The 5059-nt window shown below is 69.2% G+C and carries 2 protein-coding genes, 1 tRNA gene and 1 pseudogene; 2 read left to right on the plus strand and 2 right to left on the minus strand.

The genetic code is table 11. The features are described 5' to 3' along the window. Nucleotides 1–25: 25 nt before the first annotated feature. A tRNA-Ala gene (locus tag AB0J58_RS44010) sits at nt 26–98 on the minus strand. Nucleotides 99–214: 116 nt separating this feature from the next. Continuing rightward, nucleotides 215–1720, minus strand: a complete 1506-nt coding sequence (locus AB0J58_RS44015; protein WP_364227574.1) for a von Willebrand factor type A domain-containing protein — start codon at nt 1718–1720, stop codon at nt 215–217. 276 nt (nt 1721–1996) lie between these two features. Here AB0J58_RS44015 and AB0J58_RS44020 point away from each other — a divergent pair, with 276 nt between their 5' ends. Then, the gene (locus tag AB0J58_RS44020; protein WP_364227576.1) at nt 1997–3766 is read left to right on the plus strand and encodes an asparagine synthase-related protein; all 1770 of its coding nucleotides are present in this window, start codon (nt 1997–1999) and stop codon (nt 3764–3766) included. A 918-nt stretch (nt 3767–4684) separates the two neighbouring features. Beyond that, nucleotides 4685–5059 (plus strand): annotated as a pseudogene (locus AB0J58_RS44025) (hypothetical protein); the annotation flags it as partial.

Here is a 5059-nt window from a genome sequence, read left to right on the forward strand (position 1 = left end):
CGCCTGGCCGCCCTTCGGTGAGGAGTGGAGCTATGGGGATTCGAACCCCAGACCTCCTCCATGCCATGGAGGCGCGCTACCAGCTGCGCCATAGCCCCTCGGTGTAACCGTTTGTCGCCGGACCCGGCCCGGCGACCACGCCAGCATATAGGAAATCAGCCCCTACCCTGTAACCACCGGTGCGGGCCGGGGGTGCCGACCCGCGCGCGGGCGTCTACCGGAACGATCCGGCCTTCCCGATCAACGTCGCGAGCTCGGTCACCGCGGGATCCTCGGTGGCCGCCGCCAGGCGGGTGGCGTGGGCGGCGAGGTCCTCAGGGGCAGCCCCGGCGATCCCCTCCCCAGTACGCAGATACTCGGCGAAGCCCGCGGCCACCACGTCGACCTGGAACCTCGGCGTGGAATCCCGCCACAGCGAGGACGCCAGGTCGCCGGCCGCGAGGGAGCGAGTGGCCTCGGCGGGGTCGCGGGTGTCGGGGTCCTGCCAGCGTACGGTGGCGGTGGCCAGCTGACCCGACGCCCCGCCGCGCAGCCGCACCTCGTACAGAGCGGTCACCGAGTGACCGGGGCCGATCTCGCCGCCGTCCTTGGCGTCGTCGCGGAAGTCCTCGGTCGCGAGCTGCCGGTTCTCGTAGCCGATCAGCCGGTACGACTCCACGACCGAGGGGTTGAACACGACCTGTGCCTTGGCGTCGCGGGCGCGCAGGTCGAGGTTGGTGGCGAGTTGCTCGACGAAGACCTTGCGCGCGTCGTCGACGGAGCTGACGTAGACCGCGGCGCCGTCCCCGTTGTCGGCGAGCTGCTCCATCAGCTGATCGCCGTAGTCGCGGCCGACACCGACGCACAGCAGGGTTATCTTCTTGCCCGCGGCCTCCTCGACCCGGGCCAGGATGCCCTGCCAGGTGGTGTCACCGACGTTGGCCAGTCCGTCGGAGAGCAGGATGACGCGGTTGACCGCCACCGCCCTGAAGCTCGTCGCGGCCTCCGCGTAGCCACTGGTCAGCCCCTCCTCCAGGTTGGTCGACCGTCCTACGGCGAGGCGCTCGACGGCGGCATGGAGCCGGTCCCTGTCGGTTGCCGGGGTCATGGACAGAAGGACGTCCGCCCGGTCGCTGAAGGCCACGACGGAGACCTGGTCCCCGGGCCCGAGCTGGTCGACGAGCTTGTGCAGGGCCTCCCTGACCAGGTCGATCCTGCCGGACTCGCTCATGGAGCCGGACACGTCCACCACGAAGGTGAGGTTCGCCGGGCGCCGTTCCTCCGCCGCCGCCCTGCGGGTCTGCAGGCCGACGCGGAGCAGCGCGGTGCCGTTGCCCGGTGCGCGAGCGCCGTCCATGTGCACGGTGAAGCCGTCGTCGTCCGGCTCCCGGTAGTCCTGCGCGAAGGAGTTGACGAACTCCTCGGGCCGGACCTGACCCGGCTCCGGCAACCTGCCCTCCTGGATGATCCGCCTGCTGTAGCCGTACGAGGCGGTGTCCACGTCGAGGGCGAAGGTGGAGATCTGCTCGGCGGCGGTGTCACGTCGCCTGGCGGCCTCGGAGCCCTCGTTCCCGGAGGTGGCCGGACCACCGGTTTCCGCGAGGGAGGGCCGCGGGACCTGCTTGCCGGATTCGGGCATCGGCTGGCCGGCGGCTCCCTTCTCGGCCGACGACCCTCCACAGGCGGCGGCGGACAGCAGGGCGATGACGGCGAGGGCAGTGGCGAGCGGGCGTGACTTCATGTCGCCTCCTAGGGATGCGTGTCATCCCCTACGACGGCTCCTTCCACCTTTCCGCCGGGGGCTTGACCCAAGCGAGCACAAACCGTGTTCGGCACGTGATCAGGGCTTTCAGGCCGGATCACCACAGGGAGCGGGCAGACCTGGCCGGTCGTCACGGACGTCAGGCCACGGCCACCGTACGGGTGACGGCGTGTGACAGCATCTCGTTCATCTCGGCCATGCTGTCCGGCCGGACTCCCAGTCGTCTTGAAAAAATGCGACATAGGATCCTTCGTCATGCGGGTGTACCTCGGCCTCGCGGCCAAAGATCCGGAAGCCGGAATACCGGAGGCGATGCTGCGCCGTGTCAGGAGCGCGATCGACAGCGCGTTCCCCGTACCACCGGAGGTCATCAGGTCGCGCGAGTGGCACCGCCCCGGCATCACCATGTTCGCCTGGACCAACGAGCCCGACGACTCACGGCAGCCGCCGCCGCTGATGACCGAGCACGACCGGGTGACCGGGGTGAACGGTTACCTGGCCGCACCGGACGACGTGAACCGGCTGGCGGGTATGACCGCGCTGGACAGCGCGGCGGTCGGCGGGTGCTTCTCGGTGTTCCGGGCCACCGGGGGCGAGTTGTCGGCCGCCACCGCGATCCACCGGGTCTGCCCGGTCTACTACGCCGAGACGCCCGACGTACACGTGATCGGCAGCCGGGCCCTCCTGGTCCATCTCGCCTGCGGCGAGCGTATCGACTGGGACGTGCTCGCGCTGCAGTCGATGGTCCGGCAGGGATACTTCCTGTCCGACGAGACGCCCTACCTCGGGGTGAGCGCGCTGCCGCCGTCCTCGTCGGTGACCGTCAGGGGCGGCACCCGTACGATCACCACGACCCCGCTCCCGACCGCCGTGCCGGCGCCGGAGTCGCGCAGGCGGAAGAAGGAGCTCGTCGGGGAGCTGGCCGAGGCGCTGCTGGCCACCGTGGAGCCGCTGCGCGCGGCGGGAGAACCGGTGAACCTCGCGCTCACCGGTGGCAGGGACAGCCGTCTGATCGCCGCGGTGCTGCACGCGGCCGGCATCCCGCTGCGCGCGACCACCAACGGCCTGGACACCCACCCCGATGTGATCCTCGCCGGGCGCGTCGCCCAGGCGCTCCGCGTCGAGCACACCGTCATCCCCCCGGCCCGCGCCGAGAAGAAGGACGCGATCGTCGTCGAACACCCGCTCGCGCGGGCCTACGAGACACTGCGCGCCTGTGAGGGCATGACATCGGCGTACGAGTCGGTCGTCGGCTACCTCCCCTACAGCGCCAAGCCGACCATGTCCGGGCAGAGCGGCGAGATCCTGCGAGCCGGCGGCCTGCTGCTGCTCCAGACCGACCTGGGGGAGAAAGCCCTGCGCCGCCGGGTGGACGTGACCTTCCTGCGAGATCCGGCGCTGTTCAGCGAGGCGGCCAACGAGCACGCCCGCGAGCTGGCCGGGCCGTGGCGAGAGCGGGCTCCGCTGGAGGCGCTCGACCACATGTACATCTCCTACAAGGTCGGCCGCTGGCACGCGGGGGCGCGGGCGGGCTCGCTGCGCCGGGGCGACCAGATCTGGCCCTTCCTCGACAATCGGGTGGTCCGCGCCGCGCTGGGTCTCGACCAGACCTGGCGGCTGTCGGAAGAGGTCATCTACGAACTCCTCGGCATCCTGGCCCCGTCGCTCAGGGACATCCCGATCGAGGGCAAACCATGGCGATTCACCGCCGGGAGGCGGTACTACCCCTGGCAGCGCAGGCCGCAGGTGCTGACCGCGCCGAAGACCGGCGGCGGTGGCTGGAACTGGCGGACCAGCCCCGGTACGGAGCTGACCGGCCTGATACGCGACCACGTCCTGGGGCGCCTCGACCTGCTGACGCCCATCGTCAACCCCGACGAGGTTCGTGCGCTGTTCGCCGAACCCGTCCTCAAAAAGCCCAACCAGGCCTGGCACCTCTACACGGTGGCCACCATGCTGGGCGGAGACTATCCCGGCAAGGAACCCGAGGGCCTGCCCAGGATCCACATCCCCATCCCGTCCTGACCTACCTCCAGGGCCGAAGCCGGGGAGGTCCGCCCCTTGCCGGCTCCGTGGCGAGGCCCGACCCCCCGCCTGCCGTCGGACGTTCCGCGCCCCGGTGTCGCCCACCCGCCTCTACCGGGTAGTCGCGAAAACTTCGCCCCGTTCGGACCGGGAACCTCCCGGCCTGCACATCACACAACGTTACGCGTACGACGTACGAAGATCGTGCCCGACGAGTACTTCCCGACAGTGGAACGTGTTCCGCGAGCAGGCGTTCTCAATGGTGACGACGACGGCTCCGACCTCGGCCCACAGCCGGTACCGGATGGCGTCGAGACCTACCTTCAATCACCGCACAGCCACCCCTTATCCGACTTGGGTGAATATAATTCACTTATCCAACTAATTGCCGTGACAAGGATATTAGGCTTTTATGTAGCGATTCAAATTTGCCGCAAGCAAAGAAACGCGCACCTCCCATCAAGCTTCCACACCTGATTCGACCGGCACTTCTCCCGCCACTTCTCGAGCGTTCAAAGAATGGCCGCACAGTGTTTTCGCTGAATGCAACGGGAGAGACAACGCACGTGTCTATTTTCATGAAACGGACCCTTGCGGGCGGCGCGCTCGCCGGGGCCGTCCTTCTTCTGCACTCCCCTGTCCCAGTTTCAGCCGATTCGCAGCTTTCAGCTTTGACGCAGGCTCGTCTCGAGAGAATCGAATCTGCCAGGGGAACGCAGGTTGACCCCTGCCTTCTGGCGCTTTCCACTATTTGCACGAGCTTCATCTCCGTCCCCGGAACAGTTAACGCCCGCGACCTCTCCAGCACCAAGGCAATCATCCAGGGCGCATTGCAGCCGCAGCCGACCTCGGACAGTTCGGCTTATATCCCGCTGTGCAAGTGGCTGGGTCTGCCAAGCTTCCTGTGCCGGATTCCCGATGGAGTCCAGGGTCCTGCTGGACCCGCAGGGCCCAGAGGCCCGGTGGGGCCCCGAGGCCCCGTGGGCGCAACCGGACCTGAGGGCCCCGCAGGCCCCGAAGGACCTGAAGGACCCGCAGGCCCACAAGGCCCGGCAGGCGCCGACGGCGCACCTGGACCCGAAGGACCCGCAGGACCCGCAGGACCCGCAGGCGCTGACGGCGCACCCGGCCCCGAAGGACCCGCAGGACCCGCAGGCCCACAAGGCCCGGCAGGCGCCGATGGCGCACCTGGACCCGAAGGACCCGCAGGACCCGCAGGCGCTGACGGCGCACCCGGACCCGAAGGACCCGCAGGACCCGCAGGCCCACAAGGCCCGGCAGGCGCCGACGGCG

This window comes from Streptosporangium sp. NPDC049644, from assembly GCF_040675205.1.
GTDB lineage: Bacteria > Actinomycetota > Actinomycetes > Streptosporangiales > Streptosporangiaceae > Streptosporangium > Streptosporangium fukuiense.